This window comes from Bacillus sp. FSL L8-0193 (genome assembly GCF_037976065.1).
Classification (GTDB): Bacteria; Bacillota; Bacilli; order Bacillales; family Bacillaceae; genus Bacillus; species Bacillus paralicheniformis.
Window position 1 is genome coordinate 2140278 of record NZ_CP150261.1, and the last position, 24537, is coordinate 2164814.

Consider the following 24537-nt stretch of genomic DNA (forward strand, 5'->3'; position numbering starts at 1 on the left):
CTTTTCTATAATTTATTGACAGCTCCCATAATGTCGCTTAGTTCCTCCAAAGTTAAATCTTCATCAGTGAAGTCTGTTGCACTTTTTTCATGGTTTTCTTTCTCTGTGCAATGCTTGATGATCGTTTTGAGAAAAAATTGAACATGGTCTGCCAGAGCTTGTACTGTTTCTTTCTCATATTGAAGCCGGTTGTAGACAAAGTGCATGACGAGACATTCTGAAGATACGGCGCCGCTGATATCGAGAAGATGAGGCCGCTCCCAATCCGGACTGATCTCATGCCCCGCTTTGACGGGAGAAACGCGAAATCCGCTCGACTTGATATCTTCGTCAAACTGTCCCAAATAGTTAAAGCTGATGTCGGGACGCTGGAAATCTTCAGGTTCCCACATGCCGCCGATGTATTTCAGCACCCCGTAGCCAACGCCCTTATACGGAATACGGCGCAGCATGTCTTTTGTCCGCTTGATGTGGTAGCCGAAACGCTCATGATCATCTGCGGACTCCGGAAGGCTTGCATCGAGTAAAACAGGATAAATCGAGGTAAACCAGCCGACCGTCCGGCTGATATCGATATCCTCCAAATGCGCTTCTCTTCCATGGCCTTCCAAGCTGATTTTGAATCGATCATTGCCGGTCCATTTGTGAAGCGCAAGACCTAACGCGGCGAGTAATATGTCATTTGTATCTGTCGTATACGGCTTGTTTACAGCCGTTAACAGACGCTCTGTTTCTTGTTTTGTCAGCCGAATGTCTATGGTGTCTGTATCTTGCAGCAGATTCGTAATGGTTTCGGCATCTTTCGGAAGCGGTTCAACTCTTGTTTTTTCCCTTTCAGTCCAGTAATCTATTTCCCGTAATAGCTGTCGGCTTGTTGCGTAATCAGTCAGCCGCTTGGCATAGGTTTGATAGGAATCTGTCTTTTCCGGAAGCACGATTTCTTTTCCCGCCAGGGCCTGTTTGTATCCGGCGGTTAAATCTTCGAAGAGGATGCGCCATGATACTCCGTCGATGACAAGGTGATGAATTACAAGCAGCAAATGATCGCCGTCCGATCCGCGAAAAACGCCGGCTGCAACAAGCGGCCCTGTCTGAAGCTGAATCGATTTCTGAATATGTTCCGCGGCCCTTTCAATCATCACATGCTCTTGAGCTAATGATCCTGCTTCTCTTACATCAAGCAGTTCAAACGAAAACAGCTCCTCTTTGGCAAGCTCTTCGGCTCTGTTGTACTGTGTTAAAACTCCGTCTTGATATCCGCATACCATCCGCAATGCGTCATGATGGACCACGATATGGGCGAGCGTTTTTTGCAGAGCTGTTTCATCAAATCGCGCGGAACTGTGCAGCATGACAGATTGATGAAAGTGATCGTGTGACAAAGATTGTGAGAAAAACCAGTGCTGTACAGGCGTCAGCGGCACTTCGCCGTTGACGGGCGCTTGATCAATCTCGCGCCGGACTTTCGTTACCCGCTTTGACAGCTCGCCAAGCGTCTGATGTTTAAACAGCTCACGAACCGTTGTTTCATAGCCTCGCTGCTTTAGCCTTGCGCATACTTGCAGCGCTTTAATAGAATCTCCGCCAAGGTGAAAGAAATGGGCGTTCACACCGAGCCCCTCCATTCCTAAGAGCTCTTCCCAAATCTCAGCCATCATCTGTTCAATATCGTTTCTTGGGCTTATATCTTCACCTGCGCCCTGATTGGCCGCCGGTTCTGGCAGCGCATTTTCGTCGAGCTTGCCGTTAGCTGTCAGCGGCAGTTCGTCAACCTGTATGATCCGCGCGGGTATCATGTATTCCGGGAGGAGCGTTCTGAGAGATGTACGAATCTCTGCTTCATTTAGGCTCTGCGCCGTTACCGCATATCCATAGATCGATTGCTGTCCGTCTTTGTCATTTCTTGTTATGACTGCTGCTTCCTTGATTGGAGGCAGTTCTTGAAGGGCGCTTCTGATTTCTCCCAACTCAATCCGGTATCCTCTGATCTTCACTTGCGCATCTTTTCTGCCGACATATTCCAGCTCGCCGTTTGGCATCCTTTTGACGATGTCTCCCGTACGATACAGGCGCTGACCTCCGACATATGGATTTGTGATGAATCGGGAAGCGGTCAGCTCTTCTCTGTTGATATAGCCTCTTGCGACTCCGGCGCCTGCGATATACAGTTCTCCCGGCACACCGACAGGCTGCAGGTTCATATAGGCGTCCGCGACATAGGCTTGTAGGGTTGCCAGAGGTTTTCCGATATTGCTTTTATTGTGTTTCATATCGGTTCGAGTCAGCTTTTTATACGTGGCGTGCACCGTTATTTCGGTAATGCCGTACATATTGATGAGATCCGTTTCTGGATACTTCTCAATCCAGTTCATCAGCATCCCGGGCTGCAGGGCTTCTCCGCCGAAGATGACATAGCGGAGCTGTAATCGGTCCGAATGCCTTAATTCTTCATCGATAAGCCCGTGAAAAGCTGTAGGCGTCTGGTTTAGCACAGTCACGCCTTCTTTTTGTAAAAGCCGCCGGTAGACATGGGGATCGCGGGCGGTTTCTTTCGGGACAATGACAATTTTTCCGCCGTGTAAAAGAGCGCCGAATATTTCCCAAACCGAGAAGTCGAAACAATAGGAATGGAACAGCGTCCAGACGTCCCGGGATCCGAATGAAAAAGGCAGCTCGTCATGTTTGATCAGGCTGACCACATTGCGGTGTTCAATCACTACACCTTTTGGCTTTCCTGTTGTTCCTGATGTGTAGATCACATATGCCGGCTGTTCGGCTGATATCGGCTGGCGCCGCCTTTTCGCTGCGGCTTTTTCTGCCTCGTCAATATATAAAACAGGTATGTCTATAGGTTCTTCCCATTGTTGTCCGGATTGAGTAAGCAGCAGTTTGGCCCCGCTGTCATTCAGCATAAAGCGGATCCGTTCAGCTGGATAATCAGGGTCGATCGGCAAATAGGCGCCTCCCGCTTTTAAGATGCCGAGAATCCCAACCAGCATATCGAGTGAACGGTCTGTCATTAAACCGACCACTTGCCCTGAACCGACACCATGTTCATTCAACACAGCAGCTGTCCGTTCAGCCTTTTCATCAAGTTCCCGGTAAGACAGCTGCCGATCATCGATCACGGCGGCTATTTGATCCGGAGCGGCCATTGCCTGTTTTTCAAATAGACTCGCGATGTTCTCTTGTCTCGGGTATTCAGCCGTTTCTCCTGCAGCATTGATCAGCATGTTTTGTTCTTTCGGAGTCAGCATTTGCATGTCGGACAGTTTCATGTCGTGATTGGCCGACATGCTGCCGATTAGCGCTTTAAAATGATCAGACCAGCGCGCGACCGTTGCCTTTTCAAATAAGGCGGTACTGTACTCAAAATGACAGCTGATCGTACCGTCATCTTGTTCTTCGGCATGCAAAGTCAAATCAAACTTTGACGAGTGATGCGGCAGTTTATGTGATAAAAGCGTCAGTTCCGGTAATTCCATCTTGAAATCATCGCTGTTTTCAAGCACCAGCATAGCGTCAAAAAGCGGGTTGCGGTTCACTTCTCGTGGGGCGTCAAGGTGTTGGACGAGCTCCTCAAACGGATAATATTGGTTGTCAACAGCCTCAAGTGTCAGTGTTTTGATCTCTTTCAAATATGTACGGACTGTTTTATTCCCTTCAGGCTTGCTTCGCATCGCCATTGTATTCACGAACATCCCGATCACGCCATCAAGTTCTGCGCGTTCTCGGCCATGTGCAGGCGAACCGATGACAATATCCTCTTGGCCGCTCAGTTTAGAAAGAAAGACTGAGAAGCCAGCCAGCAACACCATATATAACGTTGAACCGGTCTCATCCATTAACTGGCGCAGCTTTTCCCCTGTTTCCCTGTCAATATGCGTGGTCAAAGTGTCTCCGCTAAAATCGGGGAGAAGCGGCCGTTTTTGATCAAGCGGCAAGTCCAGCACCGGCAACGTCCCCTTCAGCACTTCCAGCCAGTACTGTTTTTGGCTGCCGAATGCCCCGACTGAAAACTGTTCATTTTGCCATACAGCGAAATCTTTATATTGCAGTGTCAATGGAGGCAGCTCTTTCCCGCTGTAAATGGCCGTGAATTCACGAATAAACGTGCTCATTGACATTCCGTCAGCAATGAGATGATGCATATCAAGCAGGAAGAAATGCCGGTCTTTGTTCAACGCGGCTAAGCAGACTCTGATCAGCGGAGCTCTTTCAAAATCAAACGGCTGAACGAACGATTCCAACACTTCATTGAGCGATTTCTCGGATTGGATGTGCAACTCTGTCCATTTCACTTCGGCAGATGATGCGACTTTTTGCATCGGCTCCCCGTCCTGTAAAACAAACGAAGTGCGCAGCGCCTCATGTCTGTCGATTAATGTTGCAAAAGTTTCTTTCAATCGCTTTCGGTTCAGTGTTCCGCAGAGTTCCAAGCAAGCGGGCATGTTGTAGCTTGTACTGTCTTTTGCCAGCTGATGCAGGGCATAGAGCCTTTTTTGCGCGAAAGACAAAGGATACAGATTTTTTTCCGGTGCTGGTTTTATCTCCGGACGGGTCTCACTTTTGACCCGTTCTATTGCAGGAGCCATGCTGGCAATCGTCGGATATGAAAAGACTTCGCGAATCGGCAGCTGAACATTAAGCCGCTGATAGATTTTTGAGACAAGCGCCGCCGCTTTAAGAGATTGACCGCCCAATTGAAAGAAATCATCATGTATGCTAATCCGCTCCCGCTTCAACACGTCTTGCCAAATCGACATAAGCTCTGTTTCCAGCAAAGTGCGGGGCGCTTTCGGCATGACGTCTGTCCCGCCTGAATGTGCCGGTTCCGGGAGACCGGAGCGATCCAGCTTTCCGCTCGTTGTAAGCGGCATTTTGGGCAGTATTGTAAAGCTGTCAGGCATCATATAGGCCGGCAATTTCCCGGCAAGGGCTCTATGCAGGTCCAAGCGCTCTGTTTCCTTTTGCAACACAACATAAGCCGCAAGCTCCTGTTCTCCATCTGCTGTGGTGCGTACGAGTGCCGCCGCGTCTTTTACCCCGGAAATACCGCGAAGTGCGGATTCAATTTCTCCTAGTTCTATTCTGAATCCTCTGACTTTTACTTGGTGATCCAGGCGTCCAAGGTATTCGATCGTTCCATCCGGCAAAAAGCGCGCCTTATCCCCTGTCCTGTACAGCCGTTCTCCTTCATGAAAGGGATGGGCGGTAAAGGCTTGATCTGTCAATTCCTTTTGCTGAAAGTACCCTTCAGCAAGGCCTTTTCCTGAAATGCATAATTCACCGACAGCACCGATCGGCTGAAGGAGGTTCCCGTGCATAATATAGACAGATGTATTATCAACCGGCCGTCCGATTGTCAATCGCTCGCTTTTCTGAAGATTCCGCAGCACCGTCGTTGACACGCTGTTTTCTGTCGGTCCGTATTCGTTTATCAGTTCGGCGTTGCTGCAAATCTCGCGGCTTACGGTGATTAAATCAGGTGTCACGGCTTCCCCGGCGAATGTCACAGCCCGAAGTGTTTCCGCGTCTGTTTTTGTCAAGGTCTCCAGCAGTACGCGGTATAAGGAAGGAACGAAGAGCAGATGGCTGACGCCGTGTTGGGCGATAAGCTGTTTCATAGCCACGACATCTTTTGCATCATCTTCATCGGTCAGCAAGACGCAGGAGCCTGACAGAAGCGGTGTGAACAGACCTGTTATTGACCCGTCAAACACATATGAAAAGAGATGGAGCGCGATATCTCGGTCTGTCATCCTGTATTCTTCCCGTCTCCATTGCAATGTATTGGAAATGCTTCTGTGGCTGACAAGCACCCCTTTGGGCTGCCCCGTTGTCCCTGATGTATAAATGATGTAGGCCCAATTTTCGCTGTCTGACTGTGCTGAAAGAGCGGCTTTTGGTTCCGCGTCTGTTTCTTCAATTGTGACAATCTTTCCTTTGTAATCCGCAGGGATAAAAGGGAGCAGTTCTTGTTGCGTAACGAGCCATTTGGCTTGACTGTCGCGTAAGAGAAACGAGAGCCGCTCAGGCGGATGATCCGGATCAAGCGGCATATACGCACTGCCCGATTTCCAGATGCCGAGAAGAGCTGCGACAGTTTCTTTTGAGCGGCGCAGCATAACAGCTGCAACTTGATTTGGACCTGCGCCTTCTTTCCTTAGCGCACGAGCGATTTGATTAGCTCGCTCATCTAATTCACGGTAGCTCCAGCTTGTTTCATTGAATCTGAGCGCCTCTTGTTTCGGTGTTTTGGCGGCCTGCTCTTCAAACAGCTCATAAACTGTTTGATCCGGATAAGTTCGCTGTTTGCCGTGAAAGGAATAAATCAGTTTTTTTTCAGCGAGTGGCACGGGATCAATGCTTGTGATCAATTGATCGGGATCTGATAGTATACAATCGATCACTTCTTTTACATGCCCTTGAAGCCGAAGTATGTCGGTTTGATCATAGACCTCGGCGTTATAGCTGAATTTTATGTAAAAGGTCTCACCGGGAACAATGACAATATTCAAGTCGTAATTGGTTTCCTCTGACGTGGAAAAATGATCAAGATGAAGAGCGTTTTCCTCCGATTCTTCCCAGCCGTTAACCTCTTTCTGCATTTGGACGGGATAATTTTCAAATACAAGGATATGATTGACCAGGTCTTTGTTTAAGCCGCTCTCGTTTTGAATCTCATAGAGAGGATAATAGCCGTGATCTTCACAAGTCAGGATGTCTTTTTGCACCTGTTTGGCGAGTGAAGAAAATGACATACCCGCAGAAGAGCGAATCCGGACAGGCACCGTGTTAATGAACAGTCCGGCCATTGATTCGATCCCGTCAATGGCGGAAGGCCTCCCTGAAACAACTGCGCCGAATACAGCGTCATCAGTCGCGTTGTAGCGGTGCAGAAGCAAGCCCCATATACTTGTAAACAATGTGTTTAACGTCACGCCCAATCGCCTTGCTAAATCGGAAAGTTTTTCAACCGTTTCCGGCTTGAGTGAGAATTGAAGGTGACTCGGTGTATAAACGCCTTCTGTTGTTTTGCTTTTTGAACCGGGGACAGAGACAGGCTCCCCGTACCCTTCCAAATAATCGGACCAGAAGGCAGCTGTTTTTTCTCTACTCTGACCGCGAAGCCAAGTCATGTATGTGCTGTAAGGCGCCGGCTTCCCAAGGTGGAAAGGCCGGCCGTTTCTTAGAGCGTAGTACATATGGAAAAAATCTTGCAGCACAATACCTAAGCTCCATCCATCCATCATGATGTGGTGGTGGGTCCAGACGCATGTATGTCGTTTTTCTCCTGTTTGATACAGGGTCAGCCGCATTAATGGGCCTTTTTGCAGGTCGAACCGTTGATGCCGATCTGCTTGTTTGCAGCTATTTATCAACGTATTCTGTTGTTCAGCCGTCAAGGCAGAAATATCCTCCGTCTGAACAGCTACTTTTCGGTGTGATAGAACGACTTGCTGCGGCCCGTCCAGATCAGGCACCTCTTTTATATAAATCGTTCTGAAAATGTCGTAACGTTCAATCAATAGATCCAGACTCTTCTGAAATGAATCCAGACACAAATCACCGCTGATGGTGAAGGAAATTTGTTCAATATAGGCGTTTGAATCAGGGTGAAGCAGTGAATGAAACAGCATTCCTTCCTGCATATACGACAATGGATAAATATCTTGAATCTCTGTCTCTTGCGCCATGAATGCCACACACCTTTCCGGCGAAATTAAAGTTCTTTTACGAGATTGGCAATACTTTCGAATGAAGCGGAAGTCAATTGTTTATTGCTGAAATCGCTCAATGTTTTTTCTCGTTTTTTCTTGGCGGAACAATGCTCAATGACCTCACAAAGGCGGTCATAGAAGCCATCCATAAATGTTTCAATCGTACGCCTGGAAAAGACGTCGGTATAGACAGTTTGAATATCAAGCCGCTGATTGACGACCATTGCATTAATGTCCAAATCAAATTCTCTCGGCCGCTCTTCTGCAATGTTGTGGCGCGGCTGATAAGGAGACATCCGCATCATTCCTTCGAGACCGTCGAACTGTCCGAGATAGTTAAAGCAGATTTCAGGTTCACGGTGCTGAATACGTTGGGACGATTGCAAAAGCCCGTATCCGGTTCCTTGGTTCGGCACGCGTCTCATCATGTCTTTCACGTTTTTTATACGGCAAGCGGTTTTTTCGCTTGAATTGTCCGGTGCACTCATGTCCAGAAGAACCGGATAAATCGAGGTGAACCATCCTACAGTTCTGGAAATATCAATGTCCGGAACATGTCCTTCCCTGCCATGTCCCTCAACACTGACAAGGAAATGCTCACGTTTCGTCCAATCGGCAAGCGCCATTCCCAAGGCCGCCAGCATCAGTTCATTCACCTCTGTGCCGTATGCCTGTTTTGTCTGAAACAGCAGCTGGTTTGTCAGTTTCACGCTTAACATGCGCGAAGCGATGAGTGCCGTTTTTTGCAGCCTGTCCGCATTCCTGTGACCGTCTTTTGGTAATGCGGTCGTTTCAAAAGATATCGCATGCTCCCAATATGCCGCTTCCTCAAGCAGTTCGTTGCTTGTTGACAATGGATGCAGCCTGTTTGCATATGTTACGTAAGAATCGCTTTTCTGCGGCAATTTAATTTTTCTGTCTGCTAAAGCTTGCTGATAAGCTGTTTGTAAATCTTCAAGCAAAATTCTCCATGACACACCATCCACAATCAGATGATGAATGGCGATCAGCAGATGGTCTGCATCCCGCAATCTGAACAATCCAATGTGACAAAGGAGTCCTTCGTCCAAACGCATTGCCCGCTGTATTCGTTTTTCCTCCGCTTCTATGCGTTCGGCAATCTGCGTCTCATCGGCGAGGTCTATGGTCTTAAAGCTGAATCCATCCTCATCCGTTTGACTGATTCCGCGATTATATTGAAGGATGCGTCCGTTATCGTCTTTTTTAAACATCATCCGCAAGGCGTCATGATGCTTGATTAAAGCGGATACGGCCCGGCGCAGTGCAGCCTCGTCCAATCTTTTTTCACTTGTGAGCATGACTGCTTGATTGTAATGATGTTCAAAGGCGCCAGGATAGGCAAAAAACCTTTGCTGTACAGGTGTTAGACTGGCATTCCCTTCAACAGGTCCCTGATCGGCAATTGATACGGTCGGAGTCAGGTGACTCGCCAGTTCTTCAATGGTCGGAAATTGAAATAAATCCCGAATCGTCATATCCCATCCTTCAGCGGCAAGACGAGCCGACACTTGCAGCGCTTTTATGGAGTCTCCCCCCAGCTGAAAGAAAGAGTCGGTGATGCCTGCTTGCCGTACATGGAGCACATCCTCCCAAATCCGGCATAGCAATGCTTGTTTTTCATTTTGCGGGGCATGGTAAGTTTCCAAGCTCTGAACATGTGCAGCAGGCAAAGCGTCTTTATTCAATTTGCCGTTAAATGTAAGCGGCATTTTCTCTAAACCGACAAAATGAGCTGGAATCATGTAAGCCGGAAGCCTTTTTGCCAAATCTAAACGCAGATCGATGATGTCTGCTTCTTTAGGAACGACGTATGCCGCCAAATAGGTTTTCCCTTCAATATCTTTTTGAATGGCGACTGCCGCTTCTTTGACATGCTCGTTCTTCAAAAGCGCATTTTCTATTTCTTCGAGCTCAATTCTGTAGCCCTTTATTTTGACTTGTTGATCAAGACGCCCATAAAGACGGAGGGTGCCGTCAGGAAGCCAGCAGGCCTGATCTCCGGTTTGATACAGCGGCCGACCTTGCGCTAAAGGATCGCTGAATTTGGCTTTTGTCAATTCAGCTTTTCGCCAATAGCCTTTGGCCACGCCTTCCCCCCCAATAAAAAGTTCTCCCGGGACGCCGATGGGCTGAACTTGTTTGTTCTTGTTGAGAACATACATTTGTACATTTGGGAGCGGAATGCCGATCGGTACAAAATCGTGATAGCGCTCTTTACTCATCGTGATTTCATAATAGCTTGAATCAATGGTCGCCTCTGTTACACCGTAGCTGTTGATGATCCGCATCTCTTTTCCGAATCGTTCATTTAATGTGTAAAAATCCTGTGCACTGACAATATCTGAGCCCAGAATCAGCACCTTTAGGCTCGGTAATCGATATTTCCGCCGGTAAACATATTCCATAAAGGGAACAACCAGGGCTGGTGTCGATTCCATTAATGTAATCTGCTGTTGATTCATCAGCTTACATAACAGTTCGGGCTCAATTCGGACATCATCCGGGCAAATCACAAGCGTTCCCCCGTTTAAGAATGCCCGGGCTATGTCTCCTGAAAAGACATCAAACGAGAAACTGGCCATTTGCAGCACTCTCGCCGGTGTGCGGTCAAGCTCATAGATGCTTCGCCAAGCAAGCGCTGCATGTGTGAAATTGCGATGTCTGACTTCAACTCCTTTTGGCGCTCCTGTTGTTCCCGAAGTATAGATGACATAGGCAGTATCTTTTGGAGTTGCTGTTGAAACTATATTTTCCTCGTGCAGGCCATTATGTTCATGGTCAAGATGGATGCAAGGCATACTGCCATCTGTCAAAAGTGAAGCGATATCTATATATTCAGCCTGGGCCAGCAGCGCAGATGCTTCGCTGTCTTTTAATAAAAACCGAATTCTTTCTTCTGGATAATGGGAATCTATCGGGATATACGCTCCTCCCGCTTTCAGCACGGCCAAAACACCTATGATGGCTTCAATCGAACGATTGGCCAAAATCGCAACTCGTTTTCCAGGACCGATTCCGGCTGTTTGAAGCGTCCGCGCCAGTCGATTGGCGCGACCATTCAATTGGTGATAGCTGATCTGTTTCGAGCCCTCAATGACTGCGATTTTCTGAGGATTATTCGCTGTTGTTTCTTCAAACAGTTCGTGAAACACTGCTGTTCGTTCTGGAAGTTGAAGGTGTTTGTGATTAAATTCAACAAGAATTTGGTATTGATCTTCATCGTTCAGAAGATTGAAGCGTGCAAGATCTGTCTCGGGCTGATGGACGATATGGCGCAAAAGTACAAGCAAATGTTTCATCCAGCGCTCGATGGTTGTTTTTAAGAAAAGATCGGTGCTGAATTCCATGTCGAGACGGATATTCCCGTTAGATTCGCAAGCGGTCAATGTAAGGTCAAAAATAGATACTTGATGGGCAAATGTTTGAACGCGATTGACTTGAAGGCCGGCTAATTGCATATCGTGCTGTTCCATGTTTTGCAAAATAAACATGGCGTCAAACAACGGATTGCGGCTCATATCACGGACGACATCAAGCCTGTCGACAAGCTCCTCAAACGGATAATCCTGATGTTCAAATGCCTCAAGCGCCGTTTCGCGGACCTCTCTTAAGAAATTGCTGAAACATTTGTTTTCTGCCGGATGCGTTCTGATCGCCAATGTGTTGACAAACATGCCGATGACAGGTTCTAAGTCTTTGTGCGGTCTTCCGGCGATCGGCGAACCGATGATGATGTCCTCCTGTCCGCTGAGACGGGCAAGAAGCGTGCTGTACGCGGCGAGAAGAACCATATACAGGGTGCAGCCGTTGTCGCGGGCGATCTTGTAAAGGCCGGCTGTTGTTTTCGCATCAAGCGTGCGGGACACTGTATCACCCGCAAAGCTTCGCACCGCCGGGCGGGCGTTGTCGGCCGGAAGCTCCAGCACCGGCAGCTCTCCGTCGAGCTGCTTCAGCCAATAGGCTTCCTGTCTGTTGTACGCCTCTCCTTGTTTGAATGCCTGTTGCCAGACAGCGTAGTCTTTATATTGAATCCGCAGCGGGTGAAGCGTCCGGCTGGCGTACAGCTCGCTGAATTCGCGGATTAAGGTGCCGACAGACACCCCGTCGGAAATGATGTGATGCATGTCCACCAACAACAGGTGGCTCTCCTCTGCCTCCTTCACAAGAGCGGCGCGGAAAAGCGGCGCTTCTTGAAGCCGGAACGGACGGACAAAGTCTTCAGCCGCGACCAACTCCATCAGCTGAAACGGGACATCATCATGGATGCGCTGGACAGGCTCGCCGTCAGCCCCGGTTTCAAACGACGTCCTGAGCGATTCGTGGCGGCGGATCAGCTGCCTGAATACTTCATCAAGCCGGGCACGGTCGAGCGGTCCTGTCAGCTTAAGCGCCGCCGGCATATTGTAGCCGACACCGCCGTCTTCCAGCTGCTGAAGCACATACATCCGCTTTTGCGCCGAGGACACCGGGTAGGTGTCCTGCTTGTCCGCCGGTTCAATCGCCGCATGCGGACTTTCATCCAATTCCTGAATCACGGCGGCGAGCTCTTCCAGTGTCGGCTTGGCGAAAATCTCTTTCAGCGGCACCTGCACGCCAAACGCTTTGGCGATGCGGGAGACGAGCGCTGTCGCTTTCAGCGAGTGGCCGCCTTGTTCAAAAAAGTGGTCGTGAGTGCCGGCAGGGCCGTATTTCAGCACCTCTTCCCAAAGCTTGGCGAGCTTCATTTCCGTGATGGTTTGCGGCGCGGTATAAGCGCGTCGTTCAGCCGCTCCGTCGGGAGCGGGCAGCGCCTTGCGGTCAAGCTTTCCGCTCGGAGTGACAGGCCACTTTTCCATCTCGATGAAGGCTGAAGGCATCATATAGACCGGCAGGCGTTTGCCTAGTTCTGTCCTTGCGGTCTGTTGGTCCTGACCTTCAATATAGGCGTAAAGCTCGGTTTCCTCCCCTTCTGTCCGTGCGACAACCGCCGCTTCCCGCACGCCGTCGATCTGGCGAAGCGCCGCTTCGACTTCCCCCGGTTCGATCCGGTAGCCGCGGATTTTCACTTGGCCGTCCATGCGGCCCAGCCATTCAACGGTTCCATCCGGGAGCCATCTCGCCAGATCGCCCGTTTGATACATGCGTTCCCCTCGATAAAACGGGTCATCGAGAAACCGTTCTTCTGTCAGCTCCGGACGGTTCAAATAGCCCCTTGCGACACCCGCGCCTGCGATATACAGTTCTCCGGCCACCCCTATGGGCTGGACAGCTTTCTCACTGTCTAAAATATAAAGACGGGCTCCCGGTACAGGTTTTCCGATCGGAAGCCGCATCCGTTCCCTGTCTTTTTCATGGTCGTACCGAAAAAATGCGGCATCCACCGTAGCTTCTGTCGGCCCGTAGCCGTGAATGACCGCAGTCTCCGGCAAAGACCGGGCAAATCGGGCGGCTGTCTGGGGAGCGAGCGCTTCACCTCCGGCGAATACGTGTTTCAAGGTTTTCGCAAGGCTTGTCCTTTTCTCCTCTGTTTCCATCTCGACCTGGTCTAAAAAGCTGTTGGCCATCGCCGGGATAAAATGCGCCGTCGTCACTCCTTCGTTTGTGAAGGCTTCTGTCATTAAAGCGGGATCCTTCTCCCAGCCCTGCGGAAGCAAATACATGGAGGCGCCGGGAATCATCCACCAAAACAACTGCCAGATCGAAGCATCAAATGAAAACGATGACTTGAGCACAATGACATCATCTTCAGTTAATGGGAACTGGCGCTGCATCCCGGACAAAAAGGCGGCAGCCTGTCGGTGCTCAACCGCGACGCCCTTCGGTGTCCCGGTTGAACCGGATGTATAGATGACATAGGCGAGTGAGCCGCCATCCGTATGAGCGCAAACCGGTTCGTTCTCCGCTGGTTCCGTTCGAAGTGATGACAGATTGACTTCAAGCGTTTCCCCGGAAAATCCGGAGACGGACAAACCCGGCCCTGTGACGAGAAGCCGGGCGCCACTGTCAGCGAGCATATATCTGAGCCGTTCTTCAGGATAGTCTGGATCAAGCGGCACGTAAGCGCCGCCGGCTTTCAAAACAGCCAGCACCGCGATCACCATCTCCGGTGAACGGTCGGCGAGCACGCCGACCACACTTTCTTTGGCGACGCCTTTTTTCTTCAACCGGACAGCAAGTTGATTGGTATACTGATCAAGCTCTCGGTACGTTAAGATACCGCCGGAAAAACGAACCGCCGGCAAGTTCGGCGACAGCGCCGCGCGGCGGGTGAAAAAACCATGCAGCGTCGGCGCCAAAGGTTTGACGGAATCTGTTTGGTTAAAAGCAGACAAAATCCGTTCCTTTTCGTTGGACTCTACCATATCGATGTTTTTAATCGGCTGGTTCGGCTTCTCAAGCGCCTTCTCCAAAACGGTTAAAAGATGGGATTGAATCCGTTTGATGTCATGATCAGTAAACATAGCGGTTTGATAATCAAAATTTAACTGTATGATACCGGTATCAAGGCGCTCTTTAATTGAAACAGACAGCTGATTTGCAGTGCGCCCGCTGAAATACATGGCCGTTTCATATTCAAAGCCATCCGCTTGTTGCCATTGAAGCGGCTGATACTGTATGGAAGTGACAATTAAATTTTGCAGATCACCATGCTGATGCCTTAATTCGTTCATCAGCAGATTGTAGGGATATTTTTGATGACGCATGACTGAAAGCTGTTCTTTCCCGATGCTTGTGACAAATGAAAGAACATCACAATCCGGATCAACTTCCATTCTGATTGGCAGTGTGCTCACAAACATACCGAGCATGTCTTTTTCCAGCCTGGAGGCGCGGTTACCGTAATAGGTCCCAATCACAATATCCTTGCTGGAAGTCATTCTGCTGATGCATATGTAAAACGAAGCCATAAACAGAGAAAGAATGCTGATTTGATGCTTTTCGCAAAAGTGTCGGATTGATTCTGCCAAGGGATGTGAAAGAGTCAGGGTTTCTCTTAAAGCGGCGGTGCTTTGTTGTTGAGGCAAGGCTTTTTCTGTTAGTGGGAAATGTTCTGGAATGGTGTGGTAGGTGTTTGTCCAAAATAAGCGGTCTTTTTCAAACCGGGAAGATTGCAAGTATTGCTTCTCTTTTTCGATATAGGTGAGATAGGAAGGTTCATGATGTTGAGGTAAGGGTTCATTCCGAATCATTTTTTGATACATCTCTATCAGTTGATTGCCTAGCAGATTAAGAGAAATACCGTCCATTATGATATGGTGGAATTTTGCATAGAGCCAAACTTCCTTACTCGAAATCGCCAGCAGGGTGAATTGATAAAGCGGTGAATGAAACAGCTTAAACGGAATCGAAGTCTGATCGTCAATCCACTTATTCCGTTCGGACTTGCCGGCCTTTGTCAAATCAATGGTCTCTATGGAAAGCGGGCGATGTGCAGCGAGATAAAGATCAGGCTCTTCCCCTTTCCCTTCTGTCAGCTGAAAATGAAGAGAATCATGCCGGGAAACTGAAAAGTCCAAAGCCCGCCGCAGCACATCAAGGTCAATAGCGCCCCTGAATTTGACACAGGCTGCAAGATTGCAGATACTTGTACCCGGATCGAGCAGCTCGGTAAACCATACTCTTCTTTGAGCATGGGTCAAAGTGTAGGTTGTGTTCAATGGAACCCCTCCATTTCAAATATAAGAGAATAAAAAAGTAAAATAATTACAGGTTATATGACAATATATGGCTAAATCAATACGTATGAGAATCATTGTAATACAAATTCGATAAAATACAACAATGTTTACAATAAATTCAATAATTTTTTAGAAAATGGTTATTTTATCTCATCTGCAAAATTCTTGTCTTTACTGCTCATAACATAAGAAAAGCTCTAAAGCGGAGAAAATATCACGATGTTTATACCATTTTATTCAAAAAACAGAGCTGGAATTCAACGCACTCTGAGCAGAAATGGAAATAAATTGTCATCATTTATTCGTGAAAAATATCATCTCACGTGTTTTTGAAAAACCTCATAAAAAAACTGTACCTTAACCAATTAAGATACAGTTTTGCTTCACTTTCAAAAGCTTTAGGCTACACGGCATCCGTTTACATGTGCGGATGATCCGTTAAACAAAAGAGTCCCTCATTTTAGTTCGTCGCACTTGCAAGGGAAAATTACAATTGAAAATGTTCAAGCGCTTGCTCCCTTAATTTAAATTTCTGCACTTTTCCTGATGCCGTCATCGGGAACTCTTCGACAAATGCGATATAGCGCGGAATCTTATAACGGGCGATTTTACCTTTGCAGTATTCTTTTAATTCGTCAGCTGTCATGGATGCTCCGCTTTTCAGTTTGATCCAGGCCGATATCTCTTCACCGAATGTTTCGTCAGGCACACCGACAATTTGGACGTCGAGAATGTTGGGATGCTTGTATAAAAACTCTTCTATTTCCCGCGGGTATATGTTTTCTCCGCCTCGGATGATCATGTCTTTTAATCTCCCGGTAATCCGGCAGTAGCCTTCTTCATCCATTACGGCTAAATCACCTGTATGCAAAAATCCGTCCTCATCAATCACCGCTGCCGTGTCCTCAGAATTTTTGTAATAGCCTTTCATGACATGGTAGCCGCGTGTGCACAGCTCGCCTTGAACGCCTCTTGCAACCTCCTGATTTGTGCCCGGTTCAGTTATTTTGACTTCAACATTCGGCAAGGCGCGCCCTACGGTTTCGACCCTTCTTTTGAGCGAATCGTTGACCCTCGTCTGGGTAATGACCGGTGATGCTTCTGTCTGTCCGTATGCAATCGTTATTTCAGACATCCCCATGTTATTGATCACTTTTTTCATAACTTCAATCGGACAGTTTGAACCGGCCATGATACCCGTTCTTAAAGAAGACAAGTCATATGATGCAAAATCTTGATCATTCAGTTCGGCAATGAACATGGTCGGTACACCGTGCAGCGCCGTGCATTTTTCCGTTTCGACAGCAGAAAGCACTCCTTTTGGATTGAATTCTTGCACCGGCACCATCGTCGCACCGGCGGTGACGCAAGCGAGAGTTCCCAGCACGCATCCAAAGCAGTGAAAAAAGGGTACGGGGATGCACATTCTGTCTTTTCTCGATAAATTCATGCATTCCGCAATATTTGCCGCGTTGTTTGCCAAATTGGAATGAGTGAGCATCACGCCTTTTGGAAAGCCTGTCGTACCTGATGTATATTGCATATTGATGACATCATGCTCTTTGAGTCGTTCCATCCTGTGATCAAGCGCTTTTTCGCTTACCGAACCGGAGAGCTTTAATATGTCATCCCAAAGGTACATGCCGGGATGCCTTTTATCTCCCATCAAAATAATATTTTTTAAGAAAGGCAGTCTTTCAGATGCGAGCTTACCCGGTTCCGACTCCTTCAATTCAGGAATCAGTTTGTAAAGGATATCAATGTAAGAAGTGCCCCGGTATGATTCCATTAAAATGAGTGTTGTGGCATCTGACTGTTTCAGCACATATTCAAGCTCTGATAATTGATAGTTCGTGTTGACTGTGACAAGCACCGCGCCCGTTTTTGCCGAGGCAAACTGGGCGGTGAGCCATTCCGGAGTATTGGAAGCCCAAATTGCGACATGTTCACCTTTTTCAATACCGAGCGCCATCAGTCCTTTTGCGACTTTTCTGCACAACTGGTCAAATTGCCGGTACGTATAACGGAGGCGGCGATCCGGATAGACGACAGCCTCGTGATCAGGTGCGTTTGCCGCGGTTTTCTCCAACAATTTTCCGATAGTCAAATGGAGCAGCTCTGCCAACGTTGTCCCTCCCTTCTCCCGGAAAGCGTTTTCATTTCGCCGCTTGTTTGCCTATGCCGAGCTGCCTTGCGATGACGAGCCGTTGAATTTCTGAAGTTCCTTCACCAATTTCCATTAATTTGGCATCCCGCAGCATCCGCTCGACTCCGTACTCTTTCATATACCCGTATCCTCCGTGTATTTGAATGGACTGATTACATGCCCTGAACGCCATCTCTGAGGCATAAAGCTTGGCGAAAGCCGCTTCCTTTGTAAACGGCCGGCCTTGATCTTTCAGCCAGGCGGCCTTCAGCACCATATTGCGGGCAAGCTCAATTTCCATGGCCATGTCGGCAAGCTTGAACTGAATCGCCTGGAAATAGGAGATGGGCCGGCCGAATTGTTTTCGTTCGTGTGCGTATGCAAGCGCGGCCTCAAATGCGCCTTGAGCGATACCGACGGCCAGCGCGGCGATCGAAATTCTGCCCCCGTCAAGTGTATTGAGAAACTGTTTAAACCCTTTTTCCGGGCTTCCCAACAGATTTTGTTTTGGAACGCGGACATTGTCCAAGATGAGCTGCGATGTATTGGAGCCGCGGACACCCATTTTGTCATATTCGCTATTAATGGTGAAGCCTTCCGAATCTGTCGGAACGATGATGGCGGAGATGATGTTTTTTCCGTTGTCATCTTTTCCGGTGACGGCGGTGACGATGACGGTCCGGGCATATCCGGCATTGGTGATCCAGCATTTCTCCCCGCTGATCACATAGCTGTCCCCTTCCGAGCGGGCTTTTGTCCGGGTGCCGCCCGCATCTGATCCTGCATTCGGTTCGGTCAGCCCGAACGCTCCGAGCGCCCGGCCCGTCGCAAGTGGCACGAGATATTCTTGTTTTTGTTCTTCGGTGCCGAAATAATAAACCGGTGCAGCCCCGAGCGATACAGCCGCAGCATAGCTTAGACCGGTGCTCCCGCACGCTTTGCCGATTTCTTCGACGCTAAGCGCATAGGAAATCGTATCCCCGCCTGACCCGCCGTAGCATTCCGGAAACGGAATCCCCAAGAGGCCGAGCTCCCCCATTTTTTTAAATGTCTCAACCGGAAATTCTCCCGTCCTGTCAACATGTTCGGCATGCGGTGCAATTTCCTGTTTCGCAAAATCTCTGGCGAGTTCGCGAACCATTTGCTGTTCTCTGGTTAGTTCAAAATTCATAAAGTGACCCCCTTTTTGGATCGTCAAATTCCTTAGGCAGCAGAGCTTTGTAACATTATATTAAAAAAGTGCATTTTTCATGCCAGAGGATTTTGGACAGGCAAAATCGGACCGTTTGATGACAACTGATACTTACCTTTACGTAAGTACCTGAACCAAAAGTGCATACTTACAAATTCGCAGTGTGAACTTTATAATCAAGATGAAAACATGCCGAAGGAGGAAAATTTTTGAAAACACTGATTATCGTTGCACATCCAAGTTTAGAAACATCAGTTATCAATAAGCGCTGGGTAGAGGAGCTCAAAAAATATCCGGAAAAGTATACGGTTCACGAATTGTCCGACGTATATCCGGATGGAAACATTGACGCGGAAAAAGAACAAAAATTGGTGGAAGCGCACGGCAATCTTGTTTTTCAATTCCCTATCTATTGGTTTAACTGTCCGCCTCTTCTTAAAAAATGGCTTGATGATGTATTGGCTTACGGATGGGCTTATGGTTCAAATGGAGGTGATCGATTAAAAAATCGTAAAGTGGCATTAGGTGTATCCGCCGGAATTAAAGAAGAAGATTATGGTGAAAACGGAAGGTACCGCTATACGCTTGAACAAATATTAGTTCCATTTGAAACGACATTCCGATATTGTCATGCAGACTATCGTGCATTTTTTGCGTTTTACGGCAAGGAAAATGAGCCCGGCGGAAATGAGGAAGAAGCGACCGGGCCGGGAGCGGGAGAATTGGAGAAAAGCGCCCGGGATTATTTGCGTTTTATTGACAATCTTTAAGTTTTGCGGAAATCATTCCGGTTGAAACAGGCTGTCAGCCCAGCCTGTTTTTCTCTCCCCACTCACACATCATATTGAACAAAGGTAAGAGAGAACGTCCGCGTTCAGATAATGAATACTCCACCTTTGGGGGAATTTGGGGAAATTCCTTACGTATAATAAGGCCGTCTGCCTCCAGCTCTTTTAACATGATGCTCAGCGTTTTGAAGGAAATGGTGCCGATGCTTCGCTTCAGCTCATTATGCCGCATCACTTCGCGTTCAGACAGCCAATATAGAATGATTATTTTATATTTGCCGCTTATCAATGACAACGTATATCCAAAACCGGTGTTTTTAAGATCCACACCGGTCGGAACGCAGGTTTTTCCGGTTGGGGGTTGCATAACGTACACTCTCCTTTTGAATCCTATATCATAGATCATTATGTAATTTGATTGAAAGGATGTAAAGGAAGGATTTTAAAGGATGCTTAAAGAAAAACCACAGCGCCGTATGTTTTCCGTGATACGGCGGATGCAGCCGTAAGAAAAAACTGCACCTCAAGATTGTCAGGTGACAATTGAGGTGCAGTTTCAATGCAAGCTTTTTTATTTATCTTCTGATATGGCCGTCGCCTCTCATGATATATTTGCATGTGGTCAATTCTTTCAGACCCATAGGTCCGCGGGCGTGAAGCTTCTGTGTAGAAATCCCGATTTCCGCGCCGAAGCCGAGTGCGCCGCCGTCGGTGAACCGGGTTGAGGCATTGTGATACAGTGCTGCCGCATCAACGGTATTCAGAAAAGCCTTGGCTGTTTTCGGATTTTCGGTGATAATCGCTTCTGAATGCTTTGTTCCGTATGTTTCGATATGATCGCAGGCTTCTTCAAGACTTGCTGCGACTTTAACCGCGAGATCAAGGCTTAAATATTCGTTCTGCCAATCGGCTTCCCCCGCTGGTATCGCGCCTGGAATCCATTGAACCGCCTTTTCGTCCCCGTGAACTTGAATACCGTGTTCGTTTAAAGCATTGATAAGCGCTGCACTGTTTTCCTCAAGCCATTTTTCGTGAACGATCAGCGTTTCAAGCGCATTGCAGACGGCGGGGCGGTCTGTTTTCGCATTGATCATGACATTGATTGCTTTTTCAGGGTCTGCTTCCCGGTCGATATAGATGTGACAATTGCCGACTCCCGTCTCAAGAACGGGAACGGTTGCGTTCTCAACGACTTCCTGAATGAGGGCACCGCCTCCCCGGGGGATGAGTACATCGATATGCTCTTTCATCTTGAAGAGCTGCTTCGTGGCGCTTCGGTCCGTGCTTTCGATAAATTGAACAGCATCGCGGGGAATGTCTGTCGTTTCCAGCGCTTGGTGCATGACCGATACGATCGCTGTATTCGAATGAATGGCGGAAGAGCCGCCTTTCAAAACGATCGCATTGCCCGATTTTAGAGCGAGCCCGGTCGCATCGACAGTCACATTCGGACGCGCTTCATAGATCATGCCGATGACGCCGAGAGGAACGCTGACTTTTTCCGCCTTTAGCCCGTTGTCGAGCGTCCAGCTTGATAGCGTTTCTCCGACCGGATCATCCAGTTCCGCGACTTCCAGCAGTCCATTGGCAAAATCCAGTACCCTGTCTTCATTGAGCGACAGGCGGTCGATGTAGGCTGCATCATAGCCTTTTTTTCGTCCCGCTTCAATATCTTTGGCATTTTCAGTGAGAATATAGCTCATGTTTTGTTTCAGGTGTTCGGCCAGTGTAGCAAGCGCCTCGTTCTTGTCTTTTTCAGTTGTCAGCCGCAAAGATTTTGCGGCTGTTTTTGCCTTTATCGCTTTTTCTTCGATTTGTGCCCTGGTGTTCTCGCTTGTCGCCGTCATGTCAATTCCTCCTTTGATTTGTTTTTTAAAGCGGAACGGATAGCTCTAAATGACAGACAAACGCTTCTCTGTCAACGACAGCCTGTGAGGAAGCGGCTGTTTCCTGATTCGTATCCTTCTTCCATTTACGAAGCTGGGATGAGGAAAAGTTGACGACGCCGAGGCCGATTTCCTCTCCTTCCTGATCAAGGATTCGAACGACGGAACCGTTGCTGAAACGGCCGTTAATTTCGTAAATACTAGAAGGATACAGGCTTTTTTTACGGTCGATAATAAACTCTTTGCTTTCGTTGTGGACGATGATGTCTCCTTCAGGTCCAGAGTTAAATGCTATCCATTGCTTTTTATGGTTGAGTGTGTGTGAATCGTCATTCGGAATAAAATACGTTCCCCTCGCAGTCCCGCTGATTGCTTCTTGCAACAGACCGGAGGTGTCTGCACGCCCTAAAAATCCTTTGATGCCTGAAGCCATTGTAATTTTAAAAGCGTCCAGTTTCGACTTCATGCCGCCTGTTCCGACTTCGCTTCCGGCATCCCCTGCTGAAGCTTCTATCTCCGGCGTGATTTCATTTACTTCCCGGACGAGTGCGGCGTCCGGCGTTTTTCGCGGATTCGCGTCATAAAGGCCGTCTATATCAGAGAGGATGGTCAGCAGGTTAGCGTCGATCAGACCCGCCACTTTAGCAGAAAGCGTATCATTGTCTCCGAATTTGAGCCGGTTGACGGTAACTGTGTCATTTTCGTTGATGATCGGAATAATGCCGCGTTTCAACAGAACATTCATCGTATTTCTCACATTGTTGTACCGTTTTTCATCTGAAAAATCGCTTTTTGTGATTAATATTTGTGAAGCGATATAGCCATGGGATAAAAAGAGCTTGGAATACGCTTCGATTAGTAAGCCCTGGCCGACAGATGCGGATGCTTGTTTTTCAGGCAATGTATCCGGCCTGTTAATGAAGCCAAGTTTCCGGTATCCGGCCGCCACAGCGCCAGATGAAACGAGGAGGACTTCGTGCCCTTCATCTTTGAGGCGGACGATCTGCTCAACGAGCTTTTCGAGCTTTTTGCTGCTGATTTCGCCGTGAAGACTTGTTAAAGAACTGCTTCCCACTTTGACAACTACCCTCTGTTGATTAGAGGTCATTTTATCACTCCTGTAGTATTTTTCTTCGTTACGGGTGCTTACTTTGCTGCGACTAATTGTTCAAGTTCGAGACTGATGGTTTTGGATCGTTTTGCGGCTTGTTTGACCGCCTGTTCGATCGCTTCGCCTCCGCCGCTTTCCTCCAAGGCCTTTAAACCGGCGGCAGTCGTACCGTTAGGGGAAGTGATGTTGTCTTTGAGAACAGCTGTATCTTCAGGGCTTTCCAACAGCATTTTGGCGGCGCCTAACAATGTCTGCGCGCCGATTTCCCTCGTTAGTTTTTGGCTTAATCCAGCCTCGGCTCCCGCTTTTTCGATGTGCTCCATTAAATAATAAAAGTAAGCAGGCCCGCTGCCGGCAATGCCGGTGAAAATGTCCATTTTGCTTTCTTCGATGGAATAGACTTCTCCCATGCATTGAAGCAGTTGTTTCGCGGTTTTTGACAGATCGGCTGTTACATGGCTGCCTTCGGCCATGGCGGTTGCAGATGCGCCGATTGCACTTGAGGTGTTAGGCATGATTCGGATGACAGGCTGCATGCCGTGCAGCTCGTTTTCAATAAATGAAATTGATATGCCAGCTAAAACTGACACGATAAGCTGATGGGGTTGAATATGCGGTTTCATGGAAATAAGAGCACTCTCTGCATCTTTCGGCTTCATCGCCAAGATGAAGCAATCGATGTTCTGATAGTCAAGTTCTTCTTTTCTGACGCCTCGTATTCCATATTTCTGCTGGAGTTCTTCTAAACGCCGGTGGTTCGTGTGGTTTGTAACATAGATTTGCGAAGCAGGCAGTTTTTTGGATTGAACGATGCCTGAGATCATTCCCTCTGCCATTGATCCTGCCCCTATAAAAGCTACGTTTTTTTGATTAAAGATCTTTAACATCTCCCTTTGTTCGCATTTCTGTTCGTATTTTTTCGAACACGGTTAGTATATTAACACTTTAGATATTTATGTCAAGTTTGCGTGTTTTGATTGGACGGCGCAGGTCATGTGAAAAATGGAGATTTTTGAAGAAAAAAGGAAAAGAAAAAGAGGCTGAAAGCAGATTTTTCAGCTTCAATTGCACCTTTTGTCGTTTGTCTTTCCTCCATTTGAAGGCCGTTTGAATGATTTAACGGAATTTTTTAGAGATTGACAGCCTTTCGGACCGGTAAAAAAGTACGATCCTTTAGCCGTGTGAGCGCAAATAGAAAAGCGCGGGCTCGAAGCTTGTCGAACCCGCGCTTGCCAATATCAATAGGTTGTAACGTAAAGCTGCCCCTCATCGCCGCGCCATTCCGCATAAAGCACCTCTTGATACTGTGTAATACCTTGACTTGATAATTGATTTTGCAGCCAAAGCTCGTCAAAGCCGGCTTCATGCAGATTGTTCTTTTCGAGCTCGCCGTCGAGGATTAACGGCACCGGGAGCTGAACCGGTTTGTAAGGGATGTTTAAGTCTTCTTTTGTCGGCATCCCGTATTTGTGTTTTGGCAGGACGCTAAGCGAACCGTCTGTTTCAAGGATGGCATATTGAATCTCGTTTAAGGAAAAACAGCCTTTTTCACGTGCCAATGTCTGCAGCTGGTTCAGGTCCAATTTATTTTTTTTGAGGGCATTATAATCGATTTTTCCTTTATTGATCACAATACTTGGCCTGCCCTCGAGAAAACCTCTGATGTTTTGCACTTTTTGTGATAAAACTTCTATTGAATAGATTAGAATGGCCCAAACGAGGATGGCGAAAAGGACTTTCCAGATGGTGACATCCTGATCGAAAATCGCGTTTCCAACCATTTCCCCCAATATTAAAGCGGAAATAAAATCAAACGGCGTAATTTGGGCAAATTGGGTTTTCCCCAGAATTTTCGTCATCAGAAATAAAGCTGCAAACCCTATCGTCAGTTCGACTACCAAGTGTACATATTCCATCAAGGTTCCCTCCCGAATCTCTCTCTTCATTGTTAACAATCGGGATGTAGTTTAAACCAGAGGAATACTTTTCCTGAGAAAAAGGGCCATCTGCT

At 47.8% G+C, this 24537-nt stretch carries 10 protein-coding genes; 1 reads left to right on the forward strand and 9 read right to left on the reverse strand.

Going from position 1 to position 24537, the window contains the following annotated elements; all coding sequences use genetic code 11:
• Positions 1 to 5: 5 nt before the first annotated feature.
• The 4 genes from MHH76_RS10720 to MHH76_RS10735 all read right to left on the reverse strand — a co-directional run bounded on the left by MHH76_RS10720 (position 6) and on the right by MHH76_RS10735 (position 18720).
• Positions 6 to 7700, reverse strand: coding sequence for a non-ribosomal peptide synthetase (locus MHH76_RS10720; protein WP_023856442.1), 7695 nt, complete (start codon positions 7698 to 7700; stop codon positions 6 to 8).
• 26 nt (positions 7701 to 7726) lie between these two features.
• Positions 7727 to 15382 carry a non-ribosomal peptide synthetase gene (locus MHH76_RS10725; RefSeq protein WP_212922317.1) on the reverse strand — a complete coding sequence of 2552 codons (7656 nt, stop codon included), beginning with the start codon at positions 15380 to 15382 and terminating at the stop codon, positions 7727 to 7729.
• Between the two features lie 508 nt (positions 15383 to 15890).
• Positions 15891 to 17528: an AMP-binding protein gene (locus tag MHH76_RS10730; protein WP_023855750.1), complete on the reverse strand. Its 1638-nt coding sequence runs from the start codon at positions 17526 to 17528 to the stop codon at positions 15891 to 15893.
• A gap of 31 nt (positions 17529 to 17559) precedes the next feature.
• The gene (locus MHH76_RS10735; protein ID WP_023855749.1) at positions 17560 to 18720 is read right to left on the reverse strand and encodes an acyl-CoA dehydrogenase family protein; all 1161 of its coding nucleotides are present in this window, start codon (positions 18718 to 18720) and stop codon (positions 17560 to 17562) included.
• A 230-nt stretch (positions 18721 to 18950) separates the two neighbouring features.
• Between MHH76_RS10735 and MHH76_RS10740 the strand changes: the two genes are divergently transcribed.
• Positions 18951 to 19511, forward strand: coding sequence for an NAD(P)H-dependent oxidoreductase (locus tag MHH76_RS10740; RefSeq protein ID WP_043054331.1), 561 nt, complete (start codon positions 18951 to 18953; stop codon positions 19509 to 19511).
• Between the two features lie 34 nt (positions 19512 to 19545).
• Here the strand turns inward: MHH76_RS10740 and MHH76_RS10745 are convergent, their stop codons facing one another.
• The 5 genes from MHH76_RS10745 to MHH76_RS10765 form a co-directional block, all read right to left on the reverse strand.
• Positions 19546 to 19896: a helix-turn-helix domain-containing protein gene (locus tag MHH76_RS10745; protein ID WP_020451706.1), complete on the reverse strand. Its 351-nt coding sequence runs from the start codon at positions 19894 to 19896 to the stop codon at positions 19546 to 19548.
• A gap of 208 nt (positions 19897 to 20104) precedes the next feature.
• Complete coding sequence (locus MHH76_RS10750; protein WP_023855748.1) at positions 20105 to 21376, reverse strand: glutamate-5-semialdehyde dehydrogenase; 1272 nt, start codon at positions 21374 to 21376, stop codon at positions 20105 to 20107.
• 25 nt (positions 21377 to 21401) lie between these two features.
• Positions 21402 to 22523 (reverse strand): glutamate 5-kinase, encoded by a 1122-nt coding sequence (gene proB, locus MHH76_RS10755; protein ID WP_020451708.1) that lies wholly within the window; start codon positions 22521 to 22523, stop codon positions 21402 to 21404.
• A gap of 38 nt (positions 22524 to 22561) precedes the next feature.
• A complete protein-coding gene (gene proC / locus MHH76_RS10760) occupies positions 22562 to 23413 on the reverse strand; it encodes a pyrroline-5-carboxylate reductase (RefSeq protein ID WP_075213104.1) in 852 nt (283 codons plus the stop codon).
• Between the two features lie 351 nt (positions 23414 to 23764).
• Positions 23765 to 24442 carry a DUF421 domain-containing protein gene (locus MHH76_RS10765; protein ID WP_020451710.1) on the reverse strand — a complete coding sequence of 226 codons (678 nt, stop codon included), beginning with the start codon at positions 24440 to 24442 and terminating at the stop codon, positions 23765 to 23767.
• Positions 24443 to 24537: the final 95 nt, after the last annotated feature.